The 1,111-nt window shown below is 54.3% G+C and carries 1 protein-coding gene; it reads left to right on the forward strand.

From position 1 onward, the window contains the following. Nucleotides 1-104: 104 nt before the first annotated feature. Nucleotides 105-1,111, forward strand: a 1,007-nt coding sequence (locus JCM12296_RS35030) for an efflux transporter outer membrane subunit (RefSeq protein WP_054702820.1), incomplete at its 3' end; no start/stop codon positions are given.

Raw genomic sequence — 1,111 nt, forward strand, 5'->3', positions numbered from 1 at the left:
CCCCCTCTTTTTTGTCTTTGTGTCACGACGGTTCAAGGGGAAAGAAAAGAAAAACGTTTCCGAACAGCATATGGATTCCACCGCACCCCAAGAGGTTCGTTAAGATGATAAGAAAAATACTGTTTGCTATGGGTGTCTTCGTTTTCCTGGGCGGCTGTTCCCTGGCGCCAAAATATCAACAACCCCAGGCGCCAATCCCAGATGCATGGCCACAGGGCGAAGCCTACAAGAACACACAAGCCCTGTCCGGCGTACCGACAGCCCGGGAGTTGAACTGGCAGGACTTTTTTACTGACCAAAAGCTCAAAAAAATTGTTGAAACGGCCTTGAACAATAACCGTGATCTGAGAATAGCCGCTTTGAACGTGGAAAAAGCGCGTGCCCAGTACGGTATTCAACGGGCGGAATTGCTGCCGGCGCTCGATGCATCCGGAGCATGGACCAAACAACGCCGTTCAAACGATCTCATCGAGCCCGGGGATCCGAGAACCGTGGAGCAGTACAGCGCCGATCTGGGCATCGCTTCCTGGGAGGTCGATTTTTTCGGGCGTTTACGAAGCCTGAAAGATCAGGCATTGGAAGAATACATGGCTACGGAGGAAGCTCGCCGCAGCGCACAGATCATGCTGATATCCGAAGTTGCCAGGGCCTGGCTGACGCTTGCTGCGGACAGGGAAAATCTCAAGCTGGCCCGGTCCACCCTTGAAAGCCAGCAGACCTCCTATGATCTCATTCTAAAAAGCTGTCAATTCGGGCTGTCGACCGAAATTGATTTGCGCCGTGCACAAACCCAGGTGGACGCGGCTCGAAGGGATGTTCACCACTATACGCAAATAGAGGCACAGGACCAAAATGCGTTGAACCTTCTGGCTGGCGCACCAGTGCCCGAAGAGATGTTGCCGGATGACCTCAGCAGTGTTGCGCCAGCCCAGGAAATCTCTTCGGGGCTATCTTCTGAAACGCTTTTGAACCGGCCCGATATTGTGGCGGCGGAACATCGCCTCAAGGGAGCTTATGCCTATATCGGCGCGGCACGAGCCGCCTTCTTCCCCCGTATCTCCCTGGCGACCTCCCTGGGAACGGCAAGTGATGAGCTCTCCGGATTGTTTGG

It is taken from the genome of Desulfosarcina cetonica JCM 12296, assembly GCF_001311845.1.
In the GTDB taxonomy this organism is placed as follows: Bacteria; Desulfobacterota; Desulfobacteria; order Desulfobacterales; family Desulfosarcinaceae; genus Desulfosarcina; species Desulfosarcina cetonica.